This window comes from Brevibacillus sp. NRRL NRS-603 (assembly GCF_003013445.1).
Classification (GTDB): Bacteria; Bacillota; Bacilli; order Brevibacillales; family Brevibacillaceae; genus Brevibacillus; species Brevibacillus formosus.
The window spans coordinates 126737-151720 of sequence record NZ_PXZN01000012.1 but is presented as its reverse complement, the minus strand read 5'-3'; the positions used below and the strand labels follow the sequence as shown (position 1 = coordinate 151720).

Sequence of the window (24984 nt, the reverse complement as noted above, 5' to 3'; positions counted from 1 at the left end):
AAAAGACTGCCGATTGCTCGACAGTCTGGGTAGTTCGCTTACTTATTCAACAGCTCGGTCAGTTCAGTGGATTCGGTTAAGTGCAGCGGTGCCGTTCCATAAGCTTTGCCATCTTCTGAATCAAACATATGGTTTTTGTTGTCTCCGCTCAATACGAAGAACAGTGTCTTCGCCTTTACTTCTGCTTTGTTATCTGTATTAACAGTCGCCGGCAAAGTGTTTGTCGTTACTTCAGCGTAGTTGAATTCAATTGCCAAAGCCTCTTTCTTGTCCTTCTCCACCGCTTGGGTGCTCTCGTCAAAACGCATTTGGTCGGCAGGTGTTTCAAAGCGTTTATTCATAAACGCAAGAATTTCCTTGAACTTGTCATCTTCCGGCTTCAGCGATGTTTTTTCGCCTTGCTTGTACACAACGATTTCTTGTGGAGCAACAATCACCTGTTGCTCTTCTTTTTTCGCTTCTTCAGGTTTTTGTGTAGTTGCTTCACCTGCTGGCTGTTGGGTGCCAGTTGTCGCTTGATTTTGATTTGCTGGTTGCTCTGTAGGCTGCGTGTTGCCGCAAGCAGTTAGGACTGCTAACAGGAGTGCCGCTGGGATCAATGTAGACTTTTTCATGCTGAGGACCACCTTTTACATATTCTCTCCACTGCTTTACTCGTAAAATAAAAATAAGGGCGATCGCGAATAATCACGAACACGCCCGATCAGTTGAACTAAACGTGGAGGCTTTTGACCAAAGCATTATATTCCAATCAAATCAAAATAGCAAATAATCACCAATTGTTGTCTTCGTGCAAGCATGTCTTATTAGATGGGAAAGATGATTGAAGGCAGTACCATTTGAGCGACGGACTCAATTCATAAGGAGATACTTCATGAATCATCAAAAAATCATTCATTTCAGTGACAAGGACTTGGATGGCGTATCTTGTGCAATCCTGAGTCAAATTGCTTTTTCCAATCAAGAAGTCGATTACCGCGGAGTAACTCCTTACACTGTCAACCAGGAAGTACAGAAGTTTATCGAGGAAGAGCTTACTCCCGATATGTATGTTGTAATTACCGACGTAAGTGTCAATGACGAGGTCGCAACGCTTATTCAGAAAAAGGTCGACCTGGGACATGCGGTTGTCTTGATCGATCATCACCCAACCGCCCTTCCTCTGGCTTCCAAGTACGAATGGGCAAAGATTATCACGGAAGAATCAGGGAAAAAGACTTCGGCAACGAGCCTTTATTATGATCACCTGATAATCCAGGGGTATCTGGCTCCCACTGGCGTTCTCTCTGACTATGTAGAGCTGGTTCGAGCGTTTGATACGTGGGACTGGGATGCAACCGGTACTGTCCAGGCTAATCAACTGAACATTTTATTCTATATGGTCGAGCGAGACACGTTTGTTCAAAATGTGCTGGGACGCTTGCGTGGTGAAGGTGATCATACGGATCAGTTCGTATTTGACGAAGTAGAATCGATCCTCATCTATACAGAAGAAAAACGAATCGATGAATTTGAGCATAAAAAGCTGAAGCAAATGAAGCTGATTCCGGTAGAAATCGATTTAGACGAGCCAAAAACGTATCAAGTGGGCGTAGTTTTCCTTGAACAATATCACTCCACAACAGGCAATTTCTTATGTAAGAATGCAGAAATGATTGATTTCGTCGCCATGCTCGATCCTGGGAAAGGCAGAATCAGCTTTCGAACGATTCGAGAAGACGTGGATCTGTCTGTGATCGCCCAGCACTACGGTGGTGGCGGTCATCCAAAGGCTTCTGGATGTTCCTTTACGGGCGTTACGTTAAAGACTTTCGTGTACCCTGCTTTACGAACGGATTAGAGCAAAAAACAAAAAGCCCAATTTCTCCATCCATAAAATTGAGAAATTGGACTTTTTTTATTCCCCCGGAAAACACCCAATTGTTAAACAATCTTTTTTATTTTTCTTGTGCCTCTCCGATCTCATAACGCAGTTGGATGGATCCGCTTTTTCCGTACAGCTTCGTTTCTATCAACTTCATATCGTGTCGTGTTCGGATGTTGTCAAAGTAAAATTTGCCGCTGCCCATTAAGACCGGGTGAATAATCATTCGGAGTTCATCAAGCAAATCAGCATGAATCAAATTTTGAACAAGACTCGCGCTTGCAGGAACAATGATATCACCTTTGATTTGTTTTTTTAGCTCCTTTATTTTCGTCATGACATCAGAATGAAGGAGTGTAATCGTATCGGCATAGTCCCCCCAATGAACCTCCGTAAGCTCACTATTATTGGTGACTACAAACTTTTGTGTCTTATTCATAGCATCAGCCCAATCACCCTCTTGGAACGACCAATAGCTTGCAAAGCCTTCATAGGTGACCCGCCCCATCAAGATTGCGTCAGCCTACTGAAAGATCGCAAGACCATCGTCTGTGGCGTCGATAATTCCAGGCAACGCCCAACTAACCATATTGTCTTCTTCTCCTGTCGCCCCAGTATAGATACCATTCAATGTGCTGCTTACATTTGCAATTATTTTCCCCATTAGATCTCCGCCATTCTTTCAAAAATGTTAACTAAAAATTACCACATTTCACTACCTAGTATTTCTTCTCGATTGCTCAAATTTCCCTTCCGAAAAGTCCCCTCTCCTCATACAAAAAAGGAAGGTGAGGAAAACGAAACGGTTTTCCCCACCTTCTTCCTTTTAGAGACTTTACGTCTTATTACAATTCAACGATCTTTGTAGCAATGTTAATGCAAAACTCCCTGTCATGCTCTACAAAAAGAATCGTTGGCGAGTGTTCAAGGAGCAGCTCTTCAATTTGCATGCGAGAAATAACGTCAATAAAGTTTAACGGCTCATCCCAAATATGAAGATGTGCTTTCTCGCAAAGACTTTTCGCAATGAGTACTTTTTTCTTCTGCCCGCCACTAAAAGCGGAGATATCCTTCTCAAATTGAACGCGGGAAAAATCCAGCTTGCGCAAAAGCGATTTAAACAAGCTCTCTTCGATCCCGTTGTCTCGCGCGAAGTCGGTGAGATTGCCCTTCAGATGGGAAGTGTCTTGAGAAACATACGAGATTTTCAGTTGACTCCCCTTTCGGAAGGTGCCCGTATAATCGATGTTCTCCCCGCAAATGAGCTTGAGAATGCTGGATTTTCCTGAACCGTTCTTGCCTGCCAGCGCAATACGCTCCCCCTGCTCAATCGTAAAGCTGACGTCTGCGCAAACTTGCTTCTCTCCGTAATAAATCGAAACCTTTTCCAGTTCCGCCAGCTGATTTTTATGATAAGCAAGCTGTGCAATCTTTAAGCTTTCCTGGTTTTCAATGTTTTTCAGCAGCTTGGATTTTTCATCAATAGCGGATTGCTGTCTTTGCTCAATCGATTTGGAGCGCTTCATCATTTTCGCAGCCTTATGGCCGACATACCCTTTGTCTACTTTGGAACCGGAATTCAATGTTCCATTTTTCGTCTTTTCCACAGCGTCCGACCAGTTGCTTGTACGTTTAGCTGCGTCCGACAAGCGCTTAATGTCTTTTTTGAGCTTCTCGTTTTCAGCAAGTTCATAGTTATCCTGTCTCTGTTTATTTTCCCACCAATCGGAGAAAGTTCCTTTTTGCACCTCGATGTTCGTCTTGTTGATGGACAGGATGTGGTCGACACAGTTGTCTAGAAATGCTCGGTCGTGGGACACCAGAATATAACCGCTTTTGGAATGGAGATAATCACTGACGAGCTCCCTTGCATGCATATCGAGGTGATTCGTTGGCTCATCAATTAACAAAAAACTGTTTTCCTTTAGAAATAAGGCGGCTAACATCACTTTCGTTTGCTCCCCGTTAGACAAAGATTCAAAGGGACGGTATAGAACATCCTCTGAAACCTTTAAGAGGGAGAACTCACGCATTAATTCCCATAACTGATAGTCCGGGACAATGTCTTGAACGATATCAAGGGTCAGATATTCTTTGTTCTCGACATGGAATGGAAAGTATTCAAAGCTGACATGAGCACTTATCTTTCCGCTGTATTCATATTTACCAAGCAACAGGTTGAGAAAAGTTGTCTTCCCCCTACCGTTTCTTCCCGTAAAGCCCAATTTCCAATCTGTATCGATTTGGAAGCTCACATTTTCAAAAATGTTATCGAAACTGCCTTCATAGGCAAACGTCAAGTTATTTACACTGATTAATGACATACAACCATCCTCCTGTATGCAAAAAATAGAAAAGCTACAAGAAAGTTACTCTCTTGTAGCTCAAATAAATACAGCAAATCCAACTCAAAAATGAAGTCAGATAAGGATATATTGTTTGAGTGAAGAGGTATATGTAACTTTCTTGCACATAAAGAATAAAACACGCGAAAGATATCGCTGTTTGTTTTATTTTTTAAGCAAGAAAATTATCCATTATACTCTTCAGCTCCAGTCATTAAGTTAACAGCATCATATCATATTCATTTGTATGTTTCAACAAGTAATATTTCCGTTTTTTTACTGCGCTCTATTGAAAACTCGTGTCCCCTTGGAACAATCGTCTTACCGACAATTTCTGAGCAAGAATTTTTTTCCATAAAAAGCAGGAAATTTCAAATCCATTTAGAATTCTCGTACTCATTGAAATTTTTCTACTCATTGTATTCATATGGAGGAGTAAATCATGAAAAAAGTCGTAAGAAGTCTGGGTATTCTCGTCTTGGCATCCTCATTCCTGTTCGTCCCGACTCAAGCAACAGATGCGGTAGCAAAAGGGAAAGACTCTATCGTCCGTCCACAAAAAAATATCTTTGAAGGAAACTGGCGGTATGGTGATACGTTAGTAGTGGCATACGATACGTTCTTTCCGAATGGATGGATTTCGATTGAAAAAGAGCCACATCGTGGAACACAGCGTGGATATGAAGTAGCGAAATATATTAATGGCGCTAATTATGGGCAAGTGGAAAGAAGCTTAAGCTTTAACATCCCTTCTGGTTGGGTAGAAATCGGTCGAGGCTATAACAGCAAGCGACAGGCTTATATAGATATCAGAAATGAAAATAAAAAACGCTACCAACCTCAAGAACTGGAAAATAAATGGGTCGGTACCGGCCAGCCTGTGCCATATGGCTGGGTCGTGGTAAATCTAAATCTCTTTGAAAAACATATCGTAAATATCACCAGTATCCCTACTGAATCCAGCATTGAAGCGATCAAGCATCCCTCGCCTGCCTTTGCTTATGAAATCCCAAGAGGATGGGAAATCACTGTTGACGGGGCGAGTTCTCGAATCCTCACGAGAAAGTACTAATCATAACAGATACAATCAGTTGCGAAATGAGATAAATAAACGACCTGTAGGTAGCATGATGGAAAACCATTCATGCAACCACAGGTCGTTTTCGTTATTCGAATTGCAGCTCTCAGTGGCTTATTAATTTCAGTAATTTCAGTATTGACTAAAATAACTGAATTTAATTAAGATAATACACATAACATCTTTTAGGAAGTGATGCACATGAAAAAGGCTACTTCGATTAGTGTTGTGCTCTTATTTGTCACTATACTCGTAGGAGTTCTTGGCACGTACAGCATCATTATGGCACTGCCACTTATTGGAGAGGAATTTCATCTGAATCCAGTGGAGCAAGGTGCGATCGTCAGTGTCTATTTTTTAGGCTTCGCGATTTTTACCATTCCAGGAGGGATCATTGCTGATAAACGAGGATCCAAGCAAATTATTGTATTCAACTTGGTACTGTGGGCTATATTGACTGCGCTTACAGGGGCGGTCACAGGTTTTGCAGCCTTACTCGTTGTCCGCTTTTTGTTGGGGTTTATCGATGCCCCACTCATGCCTGCTATGTTAAAAGCAATTGCCGAACGAACACCTGCAAACATCCGTACGACCACTTTATCCATCGTTTCAACAGCCGAACCTATTGGGACCGGACTTGCCCCTTTTCTCGTAGCACCATTGATTATGATTCTGGGATGGCAAGAAGCTGCTTTTGTTACAGCATCAATCGGCCTGCTCTTGGCCCCCATTCTCTGGATATTCCTTCCTCGTCCTGTCGTAATGGAACCACCTTCAAGCTCAGCATCAAAACCGAAACCTATCCCTTTCCTATCTCTTTTGCGTAATGGGCATTTGTTGAAACTAACAAGTATGCTCTGCGGAATTCAAATCGTGATAGTTGGATGCTTGACATGGGTACCAACCTACTTAACAACGGAAAAGCATCTCGCTATTACCCAATCAGGCTTATACTCATCGCTTCCTCTTCTCATTTCCATGCTTGGCAATTTGGCAGGCGGCTGGTTGTTTGACCGTTATTTTCATCAAAAGTTTCGAACGTTGGTCATTCCGTCCCTTCTGTTCTCAACGATTTTCCTTACGCTAATGATCCTATCTGACAATGTCAATCAGTTTCTGTTGTTTGAGTCGATCTCTTTGTTTTTTCTATCCTTTACCACTCAACCCATTCTTGGACTTACTATGCGTATCATTCCCTCAGATGCTTTGGGCACTGCTAGTGGAATTCTGTTAACCGGAGGAAAACTGGCAAGCATTCTTACACCAATCGCGATGGGCGCATTCATACAAGCGTTCTCTTTTCAAGCCGGTTTTTCCCTGTTGCTAGTAGGTGCAGGAATCGCTTTAGTTTCATCCTCTCTTATCCATCTCAAAAAAAGGAGTGAGGAGCTTGACTGATTTCATTCAAAAACTGCTGCAAGAAATGCCTGATTTCTCACATTTTCTAACCATTGAGGAATTGGACACCTCTTCCCGTGAATTAGCAGCCGCCTATCCACATCTTGTAACCCTCAGTACCATCGGTCACTCAACAGAAGGACACCCAATCCTCATGCTGCGAATTGGAAATGGCCAGCACCGCGCACTGTTTGTCGGTTGTCCGCATCCAAATGAGCCGATTGGAGCTCTATCGTTAGAGTATCTCAGCAAAAAGCTATGTGAGGATTCTGCCCTATTAGAGCAAATGGATTATACCTTCTATATCATCAAAGAAATCGATGTAGATGGTTGTCGACTGAATGAGGGTTGGTACGGCGGCCCAATTTCTCCAGATCGTTACATCCGCAGCTACTATCGTCCCAGTATGCTCGAACAAGTTGAATGGACATTCCCGTATGCCTATAAAACGTTGAGCTTCAGCGAGCCCATTCCTGAAACCGTAGCATTTATGCGGGCGATTGATGAAGCCAAGCCGCATTTCCTCAACAGCTTGCACAGCTCCGATCAGACTGGAACGTTTTATTATGTATCGACCCCTCTTCCCGATGCATTGTGTGAACAGATCATAAAACTGACCCATGATCATCAATTACCGCTGATGATCGGCGAACCGGAGGCACCATTCATGCCCCCTATCCAACCCGGTTTTTATCAGCTACCTGAGCTGTCTTCTATGTACGATTACTACCAAAGTATCCTGCCTCCTGGAGAAGACCCTGCGAAAGCAATCCTCATGGGGGGCTCATCCCGCGATTATGCTGGGACACGTTACCGTACCTTTTGCCTTGTTTCGGAAATATCGTTGTTTACGGATCCAAGGATGGGAGATAAATCTGAAACCACTCATAGCTACAAGGATGCTACGCTGGACATAGCCAAACTGGAAGGTGAACAGATTGCTTTTTTATCCAAACAGTACCAAAACGCACAGGCATTCATAACGGTACCAACCAGATTTCAGCGCTCTGTAGAGGATTTTCTGACCGGTATGGAGGAATTTCGATCCCATCATTTACAATCGGCTGAAAGTGATGCAGCTTTAGAACGCTTTGCAACAGTAGCTGAAATGTTTGACCTGAAACTACGCACTTTATGGAGTTCTCTATGCTGCTGCAGCATGCTGATCCGCATGCTGGATGCCCAGCCCGACAACATCACCCTTTCAGAGATTCGAGCGGATTCAGAAAAATGGCTGAATCAAGGCTTACAAGAGCTACTCTCCTTTTTTAACTGGTCGATGCGTCCGCTGCGCGAATTGTGCGGTGTCCAGCTAGGTTCTGCCTTGATGATCATGGAATATCTTCGTCAAACCCATGAAAGCGCTACTACGCCACTAAAATAAGGAATGACGTGAGCGCCTGTCAGCAGAACAGGCGCATTTTCTTTTGGTATTTTCTGAAGAAAGCGATGACTATTGGTAGTATAATAGACAAAAGCATGGAAATCGGACAAAACAAGGAAAAAGGAGTCATGAAGTTGGACAAATTAACGGCAGAAACGATGCAATTGATTGAAGAAATGGCTCTCCATCACGAAAATCAAGGATTATCCAGAATTGCTGGTCGGATTATTGGACTGTTGATGGTCTCTCAGGAACCCCTTTCATCCGAGCAGATTGCCACAACATTACAAGTCAGTATAGGAAGTGTGTCTACCAACATCCGCATGCTTTTAAAAATTGGAATCGCGGAAAAAAAGAGTGTGACAGGCGACCGTGTGAGCTATTACATCATGGCACCAGACGCAATTGAGGAAGAGTTTATACAGGGTTTAGAGCGAATCCTATCATTAAAGAATATCATAGAAAAAGGGATGCAAATTGATAATTTGAAGGAAAGTGAGCTAGTTATGCAGCGATTCCATGAGATGCTGGAAGCAATTGAGCTATACAGGGAATCTCTCAATCAAATGATCACGGAATGGAAGTCTCGTCGCATGTAACATCAAACAGCTCGTATCAATGGAAAAGCAGAAAAGGCAGCTTTGGCGTTGAAAAGCCACGGCTGCCTTTTTTCATAAGAGGATGGTATCAATCATTTGACTGGTGATATCTCATCTTCCGTTACCCATTTGTAGTTCTTTATTTCTCCTCCCCCTGTCGTGGGAGTGTAATCGATCATATAGACCGTCGTTGTATTTGCCGTATCAAGCTTACCTGATGCGTCGAGCATCCCTTTCACATGATCTGCCTTCAAGACGACTTCCGTTCCTGGATTATACGGTTGATTGATATGGTTCTTGATTTCTTCTTGAATGATCCATTTATAACCTTTCACAGGGGGCTCACCCGTTGTAGGCGTATAGGTCACTGAATAGGCGGTTGTGTCGTAAGCCCCCACAATTTTTGCTTTTGCCCCTTGCATTCCCGGTTGGTGACTTGCTTTCAAGATGACTTCACTACCGACTGTATACGTAGGTTTCGGCACAACCTCTACTTGCTCCAGCACATCCGGTGCAGCAGCACCGCCACATGCGCTTAACCCCATTGCGGTAATCAGCATGAGCGATAACAGTTTCCATTTTTTCATTCTAAACACCCCGAATTCTTTGTTGTCTGTCAAAGGTATTATGGGTACACAATACCTTCCTTATCCACTTATATCCTGCTTGATGCATGATTTGAATGCATCCTTGGACGGGCTTGGCAAATCCTGCGCATCTGTGTACAGCAACATCTTCCTCCTGCTAGCCATTCTGCCAGTCAACTCTTGTCCATACAGACGCACCACCCAAATAAAATGTTTCATGTAAAAAGAAACCAGTTCGAAGGACCTGCTCGTGCCCTGAACTGGTTTTCGCTCTATTCCGCTGCAAGTATGTACTTTCTGAATAAAGCAAGAGGCCGCAAAGAATGGTCGTACAGCTCACTGCTGAACACAACAATCATCTTTTGCGAAGGGACTATCAGTATGTACTGCCCTCCAAAGCCAAGGGCAAAATAATAGAAGTTGTCCTCTGTCCAATCCTTCCTTGGATCGATTCTTTCACTCCACCAATGCAAGCCGTAAGACCCAATCCTCTCGTATGTCCGAAATTTTGGCTGAATGGATTCTTGAACCCATGCTGCTGAAACAATTTGTACTTCTTGCCATTGACCGCCTTGCAGAAAGAGTATTCCTAGCTTTGCCATATCATGCGAAGTAAGGCGTAATCCGTCTCCCCCGTTATGAATACCCTGTCCGTCAGAATACCAATACGAGTCTTTGATGTTTAGAGGCTGAAAGAGATGCTTTTTGGCAAAATCATATGTGCTCATTCCTGTTGCCTTTTGCAGGATGGCAGACAATAAATGCGAACAACCAGAATTGTAATTCATCTTCTCTCCCGGTTGGTCAAGAAGCGGCCGATCCAGCACAAATCGCACCCAATCCGAACTGTAGAGCATCCGGGGAAATGATTGCCACTCGCCGAACTCTGGCCAATCAAAACCAGGTGTCATCGTGAGCAAATGAAACAAGGTAATGGAACGTTTAACGGGATCGACAGACTTTTGCTCTAAATGAGGAAAGTAGGAAGAGATAGGTGTATCCAAACCAGCGATCAGTCCTTGATCCAATGCGATTCCAATGAGCACCGAAATAAAGCTTTTCGTGCAGGAATTGATCTTTTGAAGCTTTTGCGCTTGCTTCTTGTTTTTATGGTATTCGTAAGCCAGATAACCATCTTGAATGATGAGGCAGCTGACGATCTTTTCATTTCTGATCTTTCTGTCAAATTCCTTGAATAGCTCTCTATCTAACCGCGTTTTTGCAGGGTCTGCAATTGGAAACAAGGGGGAATGCACGTGATTGTTCCTCCTTCGACCGATCGGTATTTAAGACTCTTTGCCTGGTATTTCCCCGCGTAGGTAACGTTCACCCCATTCACACATGAGATCCATGATTGGTTTGAGCGATTCTCCCAATTCACTTAATTCATACTCAACCTTTGGCGGTACTTGGCTGTACACGGTCCTAATGACGATTCCATCCTCTTCTAGCTCGCGAAGCTGCTGAGTGAGGATTTTTTGGCTAATGTCCGGCATTTGTTTCTTCAATTCACTCGTTCTTTTTGGCCCGTAGTATAACTGACATAAAATCAAGGTTTTCCATTTGCCACCTAAAACATCTAGTGTTGCTTCAGAAGGAATTTGGTATGTATGTTTGAGCTTTGGTCTCATCGATTGGCTATCCTCCCTCATTACTTACGATTTTGACAGGAACCTTTTTGTTCCTATGTTACTTTTTGGTATTAAAAGCACAAAAAAGTGCGTACTTTTCACAATTCATTATATGGTGCATGATTCGGATATACCAGCACCTTACTTGTAAACTGGAGGGAAGGAACATGGACGCCTATCTGACTGACATCCCTTGCAGTTCGATCGCATCAAAGATTTTGGTGTACAAATTCCTACAGAAATAGAGGGTGTATGAAAATGAAAGTATTGACAGTTGTTACCCATCCACGAACCAATTCCTTGACCTTTGCCGTTGCAGAACGTTTCGTACAGGGCCTAAAAGATGCAGGACATGAGGTTGAAGTTTTGGATTTGCATCGCAGTGGTTTTCACCCTGTTTTATGGGAGGAAGATGAACCAGATTGGAACAACGGAGATAAGAAATATTCCGAAGAGGTCGAGATTGAAATGGAGCGCATGAGAAAACACGACGCGTTAGCCTTCATTTTTCCGATCTGGTGGTTCAGCATGCCAGCCATGCTGAAAGGATATATCGATCGCGTCTGGAACAACGGGTTTGCCTATGGCTCACGTAAACTGCATCATAAGCATGCATTGTGGATCGGTCTCGCAGCTGCTCCTGAAGATCAGTTTCAAAAAAGAAATTATGACCAAATGATTGCGCATCACCTCAATGTCGGAATCTCCAGTTACGTCGGAATCGACGAGTCGAGGGTTGAATTCCTTTATGACACCTTGGCGCAAAATCCTACGCATATCGAGCAGCTGTTGACCCATGCTTATCAATTGGGATTCCATTATGGGAAGAAAGAGAGCCTGCAGGTATAAAAAATGTCTTTCTATCATAGCCAAAGGTGGGCGATGCAACTTTATCGCCCACCCCTTCTGACTTACCGGATGTTTAAACAATAAAAAAAGAAAGCCCCCTTTTTTGTGAGAAGAAGAAGGCTTTCGACTATGTGTGTAAGCGTTACGCAAGAACCTCAACCGTAAATCCACCAGGAGCTTTTACATAAAACGTCCAGCCATGCGATCTTACTGGCGGTGCCACTTTGTAACCATCTTCTTTTAACCGTTGATTGATTTCATTTACTTTCTCTTCGCTCTCCTGGATGAAGCCGATATGAAATGTCTTGGGATATTGGACTTCAGCACCCTTCATCAAGGTAAACACCAGGCCGTTATCGTCAAAGAGGACCCCAAAATTATCGCCACGGGCATCATCCGACGTATCTAACTTTTTCAGGCCAAAATATTTCTCCAGGAAATCAGAAGCAGCTGAAACATCCGTAACGGTAAGATTGACGTGATTTAATTTCATAATGACCACACATCCTTTGCACGAGATTAATTCAAGCGTAGCACATTCATGCAAATGCTAAACTTGACAGGCTCTGAGGCTGATCATTGTGATGAATATCCGTCACATACCTTTAAGGTTTCACGATAGTTTTATTTGGTCACGGCTACTTTTGATTTGTTTACGATATGAATGGCATGACCTAACACCGCTTCGGCAGCCTCCAGCCATACCTCGCTTAAAGTGGGATGCGGATGCATGGTTAACGCCACATCTTCTACACGCGCAGCTAGCTCAAGTGCCAGCACACCCTCCCCGATCAGGTTCGATGCATCAGCACCTACAACGTGCATTCCCAACAATAAATGGCTTTCTTGCTCCACTATCACTTCTGCAAAACCTTCTCCTTCATCCATGGCGAGTGCTCTGCCATTCGCCCGATAAGGGAACGCCGCTGTCTTGACCTTGTATCCTTGAAGCTCTGCCTCTTCGCGTGTCATCCCCACCCCCGCTATTTGCGGCTCGGTAAAAATCACATATGGAACGTAAGGGGAGTCTACGCTGCTAGGCAGCCCTGCGATCACCTCGGCTGCCACAATCCCTTGCTTCGTCGCACGATGGGCTAACGCTGGGCCAGGTGTTACATCGCCGATGGCATAAATATGCGCCTTGTTTGTACTGCCAGTCGATGTCACGGGAATATAGCCGCGCTCGTCCATTTCTACTCCCGCCTGAGCAAGTCCGAGTTCACCTGTGTTAGGCACTCGCCCTATCGTGACGAGCGTTTTATGTGCGGTGATACTTTCGGAACCGTTCTTTTCCGAAGTGCATGCGAGTGTGACTCTTCCGTTCGCTACCTCAGCCTTCTCTACTTTTGTCGCGATCATTACCGTCATCCCGAGCTGCTTCGCCTGCTTGAGCACTTCCGAAGAGAGATGGGCAGCTGTTTGCGGCAAAATGCGCTCGGTTGCCTCAATGACGGTCACCTGTGATCCAAGCTTGGCGAACGCCATCCCTAGCTCCATTCCAATATAGCCGCCACCGATTATGGCCAGTGTTTCCGGTATTTCATCCAATGCCAGCATATCAGTAGAATCCAGAATATATTCTCCATCTGTTTTCAAAAACGATGGAATGAATGGACGTGATCCTGTCGCGATAATCGCTTGCTTGAATTTGTACGTTTCAAAATCGCCACCCGTCTCTACGCCAATCCGATCACTCGAGAGAAATGTCGCTGTCCCCTTCACGACTGTAACCCCATTGGTCTCACAGAGATAGTCGACCCCTTTGTTCAGTTGAGCAACGACAGAAGACTTCCACGTCTGCCAGCTCGGCATATGGAAGGTCGCTTTCCCTGTCGGCAGTTGGATTCCCAGCTTATTCAGACTACTGAGCTTGTGGTATTCGCCTGCTGTATGAATCAAAGCTTTCGACGGAATGCATCCGCGATTCAAGCAGACTCCACCCAGTACTTCCTTTTCAATCAGAACGACCGATTTCCCCAGCTGTCCGAGACGAATAGCGGCTGCATAACCTCCTGGACCACCACCGATGACAACCACATCTGTTTCGACTGCTACTTCGCCGACTACCATTTATACCATCTCCGCAAACAATAGATTCGGATCTTCCAGCAGCTCCTTGATCCGGTTGGTAAAACGTACCGCCGTTACGCCATCGATCAGGCGATGATCGAACGAAAGTGACAGGTTCATCATCCAGCGAATAACGCCTTCATCCTCGCGCACGACCCAACGCTTCTCCATTTTGTGCAAACTGATAATGGCTACTTCCGGGTGATTAATGATTGGAGTTGCTTGCAGTCCTCCGATTGGCCCTACATTGCTGATCGTGAAGGTGCCACCTGTTATGTGCTCCATCGTCAATTTGCCTTCGCGAGCCAAGCGTGCCAGTTGATCGATTTCTTCTGCGAGTTGAAAAATTGATTTATGGTCTGCATCCTTGATGACTGGTACGATCAAGCCCTCAGGCGTATCGGTTGCAATGCCGATATGGTAAAAGCGCTTGAGCAGGATTTCATTCGTACGTTCATCAATCGATGCGTTCAACGTCGGGAATTCCTTCAGTGCAATGACCAGCGCTTTGATAAAGAACGGCAAGAAGGTCAGCTTGATATTTCGCTTATCCGCGTATGGCTTTAACTTTTCTCGCACAGCACGCAGCTGGTCCATCTCCAGCTCATCGACAGAAGTAACATGCGGAATGATTGTCACTGATTTCACCATATGCTCGGCAATCTTTTTCCGAATGCCTTTTAACGGTAGCAGTTCGATATCTCCCTGCGACGAGGTGGCTGCACGAGCAGTGGTTCCTGTTTTCGGCTGAACAACCGGTTCAGTCTCAACCTCCACCGTACTTGCCTCCAACAGACGCTCATTGCCAATAGGCGACGTCGGAAACTTCGCTGGCACTGATTTTTGCAGTCGATTGGCGAATTGGCGCAAATCTTCTTCCGTCACACGCCCTGCTGCTCCTGTACCCGTGACCAATTCAATATCGAGCTTCATTTCCCGTGCTAGCTGCCGAACGTATGGCGTGGCCAATGAGCGGCGATGATCAGCACGAGCTGGTGCAAAATTGACGGTCTTATCCGGGTTTACGACCTTTTCTGGAATCTTTGTCTCTTCCGTCTTTGTTTCGGTACCTGCATCGATCACGAGAAGGGTAGTCCCGACCTCTACTGTTTCTCCTTCTGTTATGAAAATGTCACGAATGATGCCAGTTACTGGCGCTGACAACTCGGCATTCACCTTGTCTGTCTGCACCTCCAGCAGTGGCTGATCCTGTCGAACGGATTCGCCCGTGCGAACCAGTACTTTTACGATTTCTCCTTCATGCATGCCTTCTCCCACATCAGGAAGCTTGAACTCAACCATATGACTCGCTCCTTCTCTTAAAACGTAGCCGTTTCCATAATTCCGTCCTTCACGCGTTCAGCCGTTGGCAAATAGTCATCCTCAATGCTGAATTGCGGGACGGGCACGTCAAATCCGGTAATCCGTTTCACGGGAGCCTTCATGTAGATCAATGCTTCATCATTGATTATGGAGATGATCTCTGCACCCAACCCAGCAGTTTTATGCGCCTCGTGTACGACAACTGCGCGTCCAGTCTTTTTGACCGAGGCTATAATCGTATCCCGATCCAATGGATAGAGCGTGCGCAGATCAATGACTTCACAGCTCAAGCCGTTTTCGCGCTCGATCTGTTTCGCAGCATCCTCCGCGACACGCAGCATCGCTCCCCAAGCAAAAATGGATACATCCGAGCCTTCCTGGACGACCTTCGCTTTGCCAATGGGCACTCGATACATTTCTTCCGGAACCTCTTGTTTAAAAGCGCGATAGAGCTTGGTCGGCTCCAAAAAAATGACCGGATCGGGATCTTCCATTGCCGCAATCAACAAGCCTTTTGCATCATAAGGTGTGCTTGGTGCCACAACCTTTAAGCCCGGGACATGAGCAAAAAACGTTTCGACACTCTCCGAATGAAGCTCAGGTCCGCGAATCCCCGCCCCGTACGGTGTGCGTATGACCATCGGTACATGGTACTGTCCGCGAGTCCGGTAGCGCATGCGTGCAGCATGAGAAACAATTTGCTCAAAGCCTGGATAAATAAAGGCAAGGAATTGAATCTCGACCACAGGAATTTTCCCGTTCATGGCAAGGCCGATTGCTGCTCCGATTATTCCCGCCTCAGCTAGCGGCGTGTCTACTACACGGTCTGGGCCGTACTTGTGAATCAAATCTTCCGTTGCCCGGAACACGCCACCATTTACGCCAATATCCTCGCCGAGCAGCATGATGCGTGAATCATCTGCCAATTTTTGATCCATGGCCTCCGTGATTGCTTGAATCATCGTCAGTTTGCGTTTCATGCTGGGATTCCCTCCTGCTTCGTTGGCTTGACGAGCTCGCTCTCCTGTTCCGTTGCCATCCACGATGGTTCAGCGTAGACGTGCTTGAACATGTCTTCCGGTTTGGACTTCGGATAGCTTTCCGCTTCGACAAGAGCTGCGTCGATCTGTTCATTCACCCGTGCAATCAGCTCTGCTTCCTTCGTTTCATTCCACAACCCTTGATTCTCCAGAAATACACGCAGACGTTGGAGTGGGTCGCGTTCTTCACGCCATTCCTCGGACAAATTCTCTTGATCCCTGTATTTTTTCGGATCATCTGCGGTTGTGTGTGCGCCATAACGGAATGTCACCGCTTCGATCAATGTCGGTCCCTTACCTTCTAACGCACGTTGCATGGCTTCTTTCATGGTCAGCCAAACAGCGAAGATATCATTGCCGTCGATCCGAACCCCAGGGATGTCATAAGCCGCCGAACGCTGTGCAATTGTTTTCGATGCAGACTGCTGTGAAAACGGAACGCTGATCGCGAAGCCGTTGTTTTGACAGAAGAAGATGGTCGGTGTTTGAAATACGCCAGCAAAATTCAATGCCTCATGAAAATCGCCTTCTGAGCTTGCTCCGTCTCCAAAGTAGGCGATGCTGACATGCTTTTCGTTTTGCAGCTTGCTCGCCCAAGCCGTCCCTACCGCATGAACCATTTGAGTCGCAATCGGCACGCAGGGTGGCATGATGTGCAAATGCTTCGGGCTGATACTCCCTTCCATGTGGCCCATCCAATAGAGGAATACCCGTGCCATGGATTGACCATGGACGATCGCCGCCGCATGGTCTCGGTAGGTTGGGAAAAGCCAATCTCCTGGTGTTAATGCCATCGCACTGCCTACTTGCGAAGCTTCCTGCCCTTCAAAGGGAGCATACGTACCCATTCTTCCTTGTCGTTGCAGGTTAATCGACTTGCGGTCAAAATGGCGAACCAGCACCATATTTTCATACATTTTGACCATCGTCGCCTCGTCTAATTGTCCCTTGAGATCACCTACTAGCTCACCCGCTGGACTCAATACCTGATATAATGAAGACATGGAAACATCCCTCTCTTTTTCGCTGAAAAACACCTCGGTGTCTTTCGATAATGTGATTCTGCTCGTCTTGCTTCTGCTTTCGTCCTTATAGAAGAGCAAGTAGCATGCCAAACAATTGAAAGCGATTTCACAACAAAACGATTCGAAAATGATCATTTTTGCATATGCATGATTGCGTATGGATGATTAATTCTGATTATTCCGTTTACAAGCCTGCTTAGGAGGACTTCAATGTATCAAACCAAGTATTTCCAGGCCAGTGACAATCATGAGCTCGCAAAATTGCTGACGACCATCTTCAGTACGTCTCACGATGGATTGGCGATCTGTGACCGTAACGGGTACGTCTTGCTCTACAACGAGGCGTACTTGAACATTACGGGAGTTCCCGCCGACATCTTGAATAATTTTAGCTTTATGGAGCAAAAAGAAATGCATCTTGTTCCTGACTCTTCTGCTGTAAGGACGATTTTGACAAAACAAACGCATAGTGTCGTGATCGATTATGCAAACGGTCGGCAAGCGATTAACACGGCTACTCCGCTACTCGATGCAAACCAGGAATTATTGTTTGTAGTGGGAAATGTACGTGACGTCACAGAGCTGAATCAGCTTCAGAAGGAGCTGGAAGAAACACGTCAAATCAGCTCGGCGTATCAAAGGGCTCTGGAGCATATCCAAACCGATGGTGACTTTGACGAGCAGATCATTTATCGCAGTGGGCTTATGCATCGAATCGCTTCACTCGCCAAACGCTTTGCGACCAACGACTCCCCCATCCTCTTGCTAGGCGAGTCTGGTGTCGGTAAAGATGTCATGGCGAACTACATTCACGCTCAAAGCGGACGAACAGGGGAATTTATCAAGATTAACTGCGGGGCCATTCCCGAGCATTTGCTCGAGTCAGAATTGTTTGGCTATGAAAAAGGCGCCTTTACGGGGGCAAGTCAGTCAAAGGAGGGATTGTTTGAGCTCGCGGATCGAGGAACCATTTTTCTCGATGAGATTGGAGACCTCCCTTTTCCTTTACAGGTAAAGCTCTTGAATGTGTTGCAGGATGGACGGATTCGAAGACTCGGTGGGAAAACATCGCGTCAAGTTAACATGCGGATCATCGCTGCAACCAATAGTGACTTGGAAGCGATGGTGGAACAAAAGCGTTTTCGGCAGGATTTGTTCTACCGGCTAAACGTACTTTCTCTCACCATTCCACCCTTGCGCGAACGCCGCGAGGATATTCCGGCCCTCATTTTCTACTATTTGAAAAAGCTCGAATGGAAGTACCAGCAAGAGATGCGCATCGAAACAGATGCGTTGGAGGCGCTGATGGATTATGATTGGCCAGGGAATACACGCGAGCTGAAAAATGTGGTGGAACGTTCTTTCCATATGTGTGAAAATGGGCGAATTACTTTTGACCAGTTGCCAGCGTCTATTCGCAATACCCAACAGACAGCTCTGCCGCTCCAACTCGCTAAAATGGATGAGCTATTGCCGCTAAAAGAAGCGGTCGAACGGTTTGAACGAGCGTATATCCAACGCGTCTTGAAGGAGACAGACACCATGCAGCAGTGTGCGGATAAGCTGAAAGTGAACATATCCACGCTCGTTCGAAAAAAGCGAAGCCTCGGCATTAAATAGTGCAAAAGGAAAAGCCCGATATATTGGTAATATCCCCTTTGAGTAGACAGTGTCAAAAGCCAGCCCACCTAACATTGGGTCGTACACTCTCCTTAAAGGGGATTTAATTATGAAAAAAAAGGTCGAACACTCAAACGATTTCCGGAGGAAGAAAGGGCTTATCTAAAGGAGTTGGTAGAATACCTACAGAAGCGCCGTTATTTTGGTAAAGCTCCCTCAATTGTAAAACAACCAGTCGCCGGTTGAATTCCGACGACTGGCTGCTTAAACTTGTATCTTTCTTTGAAACATACCTTTTCTCCATATCAGCGTGTATTACTAATTTTAAATGATGATGCTTTGTCATGAAAACCTTCCAAGATAAATACCTGTTCCGCATTCGTATCATTTACATAATCTTTTTTAACCCCACCATAGTTTGCATGTTCAAAAAGTTCCACTTTTGTATATGCTCCTACAATCACAGTTGAAGCCATATCGTTAAAAGAACTACCAATTGGACTATTGGCGAATGAAGGTTGTGAGACTGTTTCTGTATAGTAATATCCTGAATTGCCGTTATTATTATACGGATGTTGTAAAAACGTTACACTATGCTGTGGAAGTGGATCAATTTCGTATGACGATATCGTATCATTAAAGGTAGTGAGATCGTAGGTTTTCACATCATTACTATCATTTATGATCGTATGTCTATATCCGCCTTTATTCGAATGTTGATACCCCACAAGCCTTGTGTGTGGGTCCAAATTTACACTAGAAATTTTATCTTCAAAGTATGCTCCGCCTGGATAACTTCCCACCCAGTTTCTTGAGACTGAATCTCTAAAAGATTGGCCTGTGCCTGAATAATTTTCAAAAAATGTTACAAAGTTACGCTTTGAATCATCTGCATAGGCATCAAAAGTAATCCCCGGAGGTTTTGCACTGTTAAGGGCGTCATTGAATCGTTCATCATTGATTTTAATCGTTGCGGATCCAAAGTCTGTTTGCATCAGTGTATTTCGTACATGAACGTTCGGATAACCATCCCATCCAACTAACGGTGGTGAAAACCATTTACTTGTATAATTCTCAGGTGGTTCGTCATTGCTGTTTGCTAGACGAATAAAATGAGTGGAACCTCCATCTTTGTGGTAAACCACTTTGGGGTGATTGTTTTCAAACCGTACGTTGGATCGAGGATCTACTTTCCAACCACGATGTTCTGAACGGGACACATATTGGATTTGATTATCTTGAATCCACACCACCACATGTTCCCAGTCATGTCTGTGCCCACTTGCCGCCGGACCAAGAGTAGACTGATCTTTTTCAAAATAGCTAGCATACATAATCGCAGTCCAACCGTTATTCGTTTTGGATCTAGAGTAGGTATTTGAGTTTTCGAGCTGTCGAGGGTCTCGGCAGTTCCCGTTCACGTCTCCACCTAGAGCTAATCCGGGATTAGTCCTCCCCTCAGGAGTTATTGCTGAGGTCGCATAGCATCCATCTTTATCATAGTCATATAACGGTGCAAACTCTAGTTCTACTTGCGATGCATTCTGTGGCAGCGAACTAATCACATCTGCACTTGCATTTCCAGCATTCAACAGCATTGAAAGTGCAAAAATGGAAACGACAGTAGCTTTAGAAATAGCTTTTTTCGTATTAATTTTGAATCCCTCCTAAAAATTTTTAGTAATCAACAATTTGTTGATTCGACTAATCATATTATGGGATAAATAGTATGTAAATGAAAAATTTTCCATCAAATAAACGAATTTAGCTCTAATTAAACACCCTGCCTTCCGATGACATTTCGGCAGCAAGTTGCGGTATTAGGATAGGCCAATCGTAGATGCCATAAACGAATCATTTAGATGGAGGAGATCGAGGAATCATATCGAAAAGACGACAACTAGCAGAAAGAACCGTCAGTGCATACTTGACGGTTCCTCCTCGTGATGAATCGTTACAATCGATTTCATTATTTTTCTGCAAGCCCAGCCCCGGGGTAAGACCAGGTTCGGGCTTTCTCATTTATTCTCGCAATACATCCAGACCTATTTCACAAGCCCTTCTCTTAATGTGTTGATCCCATGCTCCAGATACCCCTTCAAACAGCTTAAGACGTACACCCAGCCTTCTTTATTGTCGACCATTTTTTGCAGGAGCGTTGGATCCTCTTCTTGAAAACCCTCTTCGTTCACTTCAATGATCGTCGTGGCTTCATCCACCGCTTTTAATGCAATCGTTACAATATTTTCTTCTCCAACCCACTGGAAAACGATTCGTTTATTCACTTCGATTTCGTGAACGGTAATCCCCACTTCTGCATTGTAAATATCGTAGAATAACGTAATGCTCTTCCCTTCCTCCCACCTTGCTGAGCTGGAAGAGAACTAGAAGTTGCGGATTTTCGCCGGGTCCACGAAAGCTTCGAATACTTCATAGAAAGGCCTGTTAATTTGAAATTTAGTGAGATTATTCATGCGCTCGTCAACTCGCTTTCGGATTGCTGCTTCCACCGTATCACAATCATACTTATGAGACAAATAATTGAATGACTTCCTTTTATTCTTTTACTGCCCCAGAAGTCAAACCTGAGATAATCCGCTTCTGGAAAATCAACACCATCACCACAAGCGGGATCGTCACAATAATGGAGGCAGCAGATATTTCTCCCCACGGGATTGTAAACATTCCCTGAAACATGACGATTCCCACAGGCACTGTCTTCATTGCTTCCTGCGTATTCAACGTCAAGGCGAACAAAAATTCATTCCACGCTGCTATAAAAACGAGGATGGCGGTCGTAAAAACCCCAGGCATGGCGAGTGGGAAAAACACTTTGGTCATCGTCTGCCAAATGCTCGCGCCGTCTACTTTGGCTGCTTCACCCAAATCACTCGGTATCTTACGGAAAAAGATCGTCAAATTCCAGATGGCAAGCGGCAGCGCAAAAGTTGTATAAGGAATAATTAGACCTGTGTAGCTGTTCGTTAAGCCCATCGATTGCATGAACATAAAGATAGGTGAGATGGTAGCGATCTGCGGAAACATGGACACAGCAAGTACAACACCCAATATAATCGTCTTTCCCCGAAAGGACAGCCAGGCAATCGCATATGCAGCAAAGGAAGCGATCGTAATGGAGTAAAGTGTGGTTAACGTCGCCACGACAGTTGAATTCCACAAGTAACGGGCAAACGGTCTTTCCGTAAAGACGCGGACAAAGTTGTCAAACGAAGGATTTTGGATGATAAAGTGAAAGGCTCGCTCTCCAAACAGCTCCGCTGGTGGCTTCAACGCTGCGAGGAGAATCCATAAAAACGGAAACATCACAAGAAAAACGAATAGCAGTAGACCCACGTAAAACAAGGGACCCGTATGTTTGCGCATCCAATCACCTCCTTATTTGCCGCTGCCATCACTCAGCAGATCAGCTCCCAATATTTTGACATAGCCAATGGAAATCAACGCCACACACAAAAAGACAATAACTGCAAGCGCTGAGCCTTCACCGAAGCTCATTTGAGCAAACATCGTTTTATACGCGTAGATAGAAATGGTCTCGGTCGAGTTCCCGGGTGCCCCACCTGTCAGAGTGTAAATCAGGTCAAATACGCGGAACGCATCAAGTGTGCGGAACAATAACGCCACCAGAATGGTTGATTTCAGCATCGGAAGCGTGATACGAAAAAATTGCTGGGTGCGGGTGGCACCATCGACAGAAGCTGCTTCATACAAGCTTTGGGGGATCGTTTGCAGGCCTGCGAATATGAGCAAAGCCATGAACGGCGTAGTTTTCCACACGTCTGCCAAAATGACGGAAAACATGGCTCCAGCCTTTGTCGTAAGAAGCATCCCCATATCCGAGATCAGCCCCGCCTGCTCAAAGAGATAGGCGACGATGCCATTCTGCCCATCGTACAAAAATTTCCACATCATCGCGGAGATGACAGTCGGAATCGCCCATGGTATTAACACGGTTGCCCGAACAAGACTCCTTCCACGAAAAGGTCGATTGATCAACAATGCAATCAAAATGCCGAGTACCAGTTCAATGGCAACGGAGATAACCGTAAAAAACGCCGTATTATACAGAGCCCCCCACATCCGCGCGTCCGTTAAAAACTTTTGATAGTAGGCAAAGCCAACAAAGTTGGGCTCGATAATCGATGCTTCAATGCCTTGGATCACGCCAAGAGCACCCTCTGGCTTCGAAAGCAGCTTTTGTTCACTCATTTGCAAAAGGACCGCTCTGACTTCCGCCAAGCTGGTTTTGATAGACTCTGTTTGTTCATTTGAGAGGCTCACATATTTGAGTTCTGTCGGGACTGGTTTAAAGTCCAGCAATAGCTGGTCGATCATTTGGTATCGGTTCGCGATCTCGCCTGATTGGTTGAGGGAAGTGTTCATTTGTTCGATTTGCGCTTGGAGCGCGTTCAGTTTTTCCTTTGATGACCCTTCTGCAGAATCTGCCTCCCTCTTTATATACCGGAGCAGATTGGGTAACGTACTGACGTAACGTTCCATATCTAGTCCGTATGAAGAGTGAATCTCTGATTTCGTCGGGTCGTTCAACCGGATATCGTGCAGACTGATCCAAAAGGATCGCATGACAGGCCAAATCGCGATAACAAGTATGATGAGCAGTGCAGGAAAAATCAGTAAATACCCCATCTGTTTTTCCGAGAGAGACATTTTGGTTGATCGATTCATCCGTTCACCACCTTCCTTCCCGCTAGAAGCTTGCTTGTGCTTGCCAGATCGTTGTGCAACTTCCAAGGAAGCCGGTTAGACCTCCTTGGAAGCGCCACATGTTGCCGCTTATTTTTTCATCAAGTCGTTCATCTGCGTTTCCATGCTTTGCACCGCTTGCTCGGCTGTTTGCTGTCCCGCGAGCGCTTTGGACACTTCGATCTGGATTACTTCCGAAATTTTTGGATAGATCGGAGTCGTTGGACGAGATACAGCAGCGCTTACGCCATCGACGAAATCTTTGTTGGCAAACAACGGACTGGCTTTTTGAACATCGGCATCTTCGTAAGCTGGCAGGTAGGTTGGTGCGAGCCCACCTTCTACTGCGGATATTTTCTGACCCTCTGGACCTGTCATGAATTTGAGGAATTCCCATGCTTCTTTTGGGTGCTTCGAGAACTTGTTGATTCCGCCCATCCAACCGCCGAGCGCTGCTGCGGAGCCTGCATCGCCTGCTGGCAGCGGAGCGATCCCGACTTGATCAACAATTTTGGACTGGGCCTGATCCTGCGCCAACGCGAACTGATACGGCCAGTTGCGGATAAATGGTGCCTGCCCTTCTAGGAATGCCGTGTGTGATTCCGGCTCCATGAATGTGGTGATATTGGTTGGGACGAAATCAGATTTGACGACCTCGATCATCTTTTTCAATCCTTTGATCGTAGCTGGATTGTTGACTGCTACTTTGCCTTGTTCATCCAAAATTTTTCCACCGTACGATGCACTGAACTCGACAAAGTTGCAAACCAATCCTTCATATTGCTTGGCTTGCATCAAGTAGCCGAACTTCGTGCCGCCCTTGCCCTTCGTTGCTTTTGCTTGGGCAATCAGGTCATCCCACGTCTTTGGTGCTTCGGATACGAGATCTTTGCGGTAAAACAAGAGACCCGCGTCGATAAACTTGGGCATGGTCCATTGCTGGCCGCCAAAGTTCCCGGCATCCATGGCCCCTTTGATATATTTTCCGGTTTCGATCCCGTCCTGTTCCATCAGGCGGTCGAGCGGCAGAAGATAACCCGCTTGTGCAAATTCAGCTGGCCAGATGACATCGAGGTCAAACACGTCGATCTCGGAGGATTGGGCGCTGAACATGGTGACGTATTGATCATGACTCTGCCCGGAATCAGCAGGCATCTCACGAATTTCTACTTCGATATTCGGATGGGCTTTTTGGAAAGCTTCCACAAGCTTTTTGGTGGAATCCGTTGCGTCCTTTCCTCGTGCGTAGACAAGCTTGATTTTTTCGGCTGTGGGCTGTGCTGGCTCTGTTTTGGGTGCGGTTGGTGTTGAAGGCTGTGATGGGGTTGTATCTGTAGAAGCTTGCTGAGATGTGGAGGAACATGCTGCCAGTGAGAAGGCCATTAATAAGGTAAGTCCAACGGATGTAAGTCTTTTTGCAACTTTCATCTAAGTAACCCCCTATGC

24 protein-coding genes and 1 pseudogene are annotated in these 24984 nt (G+C 45.4%); 7 read left to right on the top strand and 18 right to left on the bottom strand.

Annotation, left to right across the window (positions count from 1 at the left end; all coding sequences use genetic code 11):
• Window positions 1-38: 38 nt before the first annotated feature.
• Window positions 39-614 (bottom strand): hypothetical protein, encoded by a 576-nt coding sequence (locus C7R94_RS08325; protein ID WP_106779898.1) that lies wholly within the window; start codon window positions 612-614, stop codon window positions 39-41.
• 260 nt (window positions 615-874) lie between these two features.
• Here C7R94_RS08325 and C7R94_RS08320 point away from each other — a divergent pair, with 260 nt between their 5' ends.
• Window positions 875-1840: a DHH family phosphoesterase gene (locus C7R94_RS08320; RefSeq protein ID WP_106779895.1), complete on the top strand. Its 966-nt coding sequence runs from the start codon at window positions 875-877 to the stop codon at window positions 1838-1840.
• Window positions 1841-1937: 97 nt separating this feature from the next.
• Here the strand turns inward: C7R94_RS08320 and C7R94_RS08315 are convergent, their stop codons facing one another.
• The 3 genes from C7R94_RS08315 to C7R94_RS08310 form a co-directional block, all read right to left on the bottom strand.
• The gene (locus tag C7R94_RS08315; RefSeq protein WP_146142787.1) at window positions 1938-2375 is read right to left on the bottom strand and encodes a dihydrofolate reductase family protein; all 438 of its coding nucleotides are present in this window, start codon (window positions 2373-2375) and stop codon (window positions 1938-1940) included.
• A gap of 12 nt (window positions 2376-2387) precedes the next feature.
• The gene (locus tag C7R94_RS29990) at window positions 2388-2528 is read right to left on the bottom strand and encodes a hypothetical protein (RefSeq protein ID WP_158264660.1); all 141 of its coding nucleotides are present in this window, start codon (window positions 2526-2528) and stop codon (window positions 2388-2390) included.
• Between the two features lie 181 nt (window positions 2529-2709).
• Window positions 2710-4188: an Lsa family ABC-F type ribosomal protection protein gene (locus C7R94_RS08310; RefSeq protein ID WP_106779891.1), complete on the bottom strand. Its 1479-nt coding sequence runs from the start codon at window positions 4186-4188 to the stop codon at window positions 2710-2712.
• Window positions 4189-4651: 463 nt separating this feature from the next.
• Between C7R94_RS08310 and C7R94_RS08305 the strand changes: the two genes are divergently transcribed.
• The 4 genes from C7R94_RS08305 (at window position 4652) to C7R94_RS08290 (ending at window position 8668) form a co-directional block, all read left to right on the top strand.
• Window positions 4652-5281, top strand: a complete 630-nt coding sequence (locus C7R94_RS08305) for a hypothetical protein (RefSeq protein WP_106779889.1) — start codon at window positions 4652-4654, stop codon at window positions 5279-5281.
• A gap of 207 nt (window positions 5282-5488) precedes the next feature.
• Window positions 5489-6685 carry an MFS transporter gene (locus tag C7R94_RS08300; RefSeq protein ID WP_106779886.1) on the top strand — a complete coding sequence of 399 codons (1197 nt, stop codon included), beginning with the start codon at window positions 5489-5491 and terminating at the stop codon, window positions 6683-6685.
• Complete coding sequence (locus C7R94_RS08295) at window positions 6678-8069, top strand: M14 family zinc carboxypeptidase (protein WP_106779884.1); 1392 nt, start codon at window positions 6678-6680, stop codon at window positions 8067-8069. The genes C7R94_RS08300 and C7R94_RS08295 overlap by 8 nt, the downstream gene beginning before the upstream one ends.
• Before the next feature lie 128 nt (window positions 8070-8197).
• Entirely contained in the window at window positions 8198-8668 is a 471-nt protein-coding gene (locus C7R94_RS08290) for a GbsR/MarR family transcriptional regulator (protein WP_197245034.1), read from the top strand.
• 92 nt (window positions 8669-8760) lie between these two features.
• On the opposite strand, the gene C7R94_RS08285 is transcribed toward C7R94_RS08290, so the two are convergent.
• The 4 genes from C7R94_RS08285 to C7R94_RS08275 are packed head-to-tail and all read right to left on the bottom strand — an operon-like array spanning window position 8761 to window position 10886.
• Window positions 8761-9255 carry a YdhK family protein gene (locus C7R94_RS08285; protein ID WP_106779882.1) on the bottom strand — a complete coding sequence of 165 codons (495 nt, stop codon included), beginning with the start codon at window positions 9253-9255 and terminating at the stop codon, window positions 8761-8763.
• Between the two features lie 60 nt (window positions 9256-9315).
• Window positions 9316-9474, bottom strand: coding sequence for a hypothetical protein (locus tag C7R94_RS29985; protein WP_158264659.1), 159 nt, complete (start codon window positions 9472-9474; stop codon window positions 9316-9318).
• A gap of 53 nt (window positions 9475-9527) precedes the next feature.
• Window positions 9528-10511, bottom strand: a complete 984-nt coding sequence (locus C7R94_RS08280; RefSeq protein WP_233220498.1) for a serine hydrolase domain-containing protein — start codon at window positions 10509-10511, stop codon at window positions 9528-9530.
• A gap of 30 nt (window positions 10512-10541) precedes the next feature.
• Window positions 10542-10886, bottom strand: a complete 345-nt coding sequence (locus tag C7R94_RS08275) for a winged helix-turn-helix transcriptional regulator (protein ID WP_047069284.1) — start codon at window positions 10884-10886, stop codon at window positions 10542-10544.
• A gap of 258 nt (window positions 10887-11144) precedes the next feature.
• On the opposite strand from C7R94_RS08275, the gene C7R94_RS08270 reads away from it, so the two are divergent.
• The gene (locus C7R94_RS08270; RefSeq protein WP_106779879.1) at window positions 11145-11735 is read left to right on the top strand and encodes an NAD(P)H oxidoreductase; all 591 of its coding nucleotides are present in this window, start codon (window positions 11145-11147) and stop codon (window positions 11733-11735) included.
• Window positions 11736-11877: 142 nt separating this feature from the next.
• Here C7R94_RS08270 and C7R94_RS08265 read toward each other — a convergent pair whose 3' ends face one another.
• The 5 genes from C7R94_RS08265 to pdhA all read right to left on the bottom strand — a co-directional run bounded on the left by C7R94_RS08265 (window position 11878) and on the right by pdhA (window position 17172).
• Window positions 11878-12228, bottom strand: coding sequence for a VOC family protein (locus C7R94_RS08265; RefSeq protein WP_106779876.1), 351 nt, complete (start codon window positions 12226-12228; stop codon window positions 11878-11880).
• 131 nt (window positions 12229-12359) lie between these two features.
• The gene (lpdA, locus tag C7R94_RS08260; protein WP_106779874.1) at window positions 12360-13805 is read right to left on the bottom strand and encodes a dihydrolipoyl dehydrogenase; all 1446 of its coding nucleotides are present in this window, start codon (window positions 13803-13805) and stop codon (window positions 12360-12362) included.
• Window positions 13806-15107, bottom strand: a complete 1302-nt coding sequence (locus C7R94_RS08255) for a dihydrolipoamide acetyltransferase family protein (protein ID WP_106779871.1) — start codon at window positions 15105-15107, stop codon at window positions 13806-13808.
• 17 nt (window positions 15108-15124) lie between these two features.
• Window positions 15125-16108 (bottom strand): alpha-ketoacid dehydrogenase subunit beta, encoded by a 984-nt coding sequence (locus C7R94_RS08250; RefSeq protein ID WP_007721659.1) that lies wholly within the window; start codon window positions 16106-16108, stop codon window positions 15125-15127.
• Window positions 16105-17172, bottom strand: a complete 1068-nt coding sequence (pdhA, locus tag C7R94_RS08245; RefSeq protein WP_106779868.1) for a pyruvate dehydrogenase (acetyl-transferring) E1 component subunit alpha — start codon at window positions 17170-17172, stop codon at window positions 16105-16107. Before pdhA ends, C7R94_RS08250 begins: the two co-directional genes overlap by 4 nt.
• Window positions 17173-17403: 231 nt before the next feature.
• On the opposite strand from pdhA, the gene C7R94_RS08240 reads away from it, so the two are divergent.
• Complete coding sequence (locus C7R94_RS08240; protein ID WP_106779866.1) at window positions 17404-18813, top strand: sigma-54 interaction domain-containing protein; 1410 nt, start codon at window positions 17404-17406, stop codon at window positions 18811-18813.
• Between the two features lie 305 nt (window positions 18814-19118).
• Here C7R94_RS08240 and C7R94_RS08235 read toward each other — a convergent pair whose 3' ends face one another.
• The 5 genes and pseudogenes from C7R94_RS08235 to C7R94_RS08215 all read right to left on the bottom strand — a co-directional run bounded on the left by C7R94_RS08235 (window position 19119) and on the right by C7R94_RS08215 (window position 24966).
• A complete protein-coding gene (locus C7R94_RS08235) occupies window positions 19119-20411 on the bottom strand; it encodes an NPP1 family protein (RefSeq protein ID WP_106779863.1) in 1293 nt (430 codons plus the stop codon).
• Between the two features lie 447 nt (window positions 20412-20858).
• Window positions 20859-21350, bottom strand: a pseudogene (locus C7R94_RS08230) (SRPBCC family protein).
• A 19-nt stretch (window positions 21351-21369) separates the two neighbouring features.
• The gene (locus C7R94_RS08225) at window positions 21370-22197 is read right to left on the bottom strand and encodes a carbohydrate ABC transporter permease (RefSeq protein WP_106779860.1); all 828 of its coding nucleotides are present in this window, start codon (window positions 22195-22197) and stop codon (window positions 21370-21372) included.
• A 12-nt stretch (window positions 22198-22209) separates the two neighbouring features.
• Window positions 22210-23520 carry a carbohydrate ABC transporter permease gene (locus C7R94_RS08220; RefSeq protein ID WP_106781224.1) on the bottom strand — a complete coding sequence of 437 codons (1311 nt, stop codon included), beginning with the start codon at window positions 23518-23520 and terminating at the stop codon, window positions 22210-22212.
• Window positions 23521-23628: 108 nt separating this feature from the next.
• A complete protein-coding gene (locus C7R94_RS08215; protein ID WP_106779858.1) occupies window positions 23629-24966 on the bottom strand; it encodes an extracellular solute-binding protein in 1338 nt (445 codons plus the stop codon).
• Window positions 24967-24984 lie beyond the last annotated feature (18 nt).